This is a genomic window from Bartonella sp. AA2SXKL (genome assembly GCF_042197205.1).
Classification (GTDB): Bacteria; Pseudomonadota; Alphaproteobacteria; order Rhizobiales; family Rhizobiaceae; genus Bartonella.
Genome location: NZ_JBHIRN010000276.1, coordinates 1 through 229 on the forward strand (window position 1 = coordinate 1; position 229 = coordinate 229).

Below are 229 nucleotides of genomic sequence, written 5' to 3' on the forward strand. Positions count from 1 at the left end.
AGAAATTACACAGATTGGTCATAACTATGATCATATCATTATCGACGGTCCTCCACGTGTAACTGATCTTGCACGCAGTGCTCTTATGGCTTCGGACTTCGTGCTTATTCCAGTGCAACCTAGCCCATATGATATTTGGGCGGCTGATGGGATTGTAAAGCTTATTGACGAAGCACGTGTTTATAAAGAAAATCTGAAATCTGCTTTTGTTATTAATCGTAAAATAGTC

The 229-nt window shown here is 39.7% G+C and carries 1 protein-coding gene; it reads left to right on the top strand.

What is annotated here, in order from left to right; translation table 11 throughout:
* Positions 1 to 229: AAA family ATPase (locus ACFINS_RS11215; RefSeq protein WP_375706313.1), on the top strand; the 229-nt coding region annotated here is incomplete at both ends.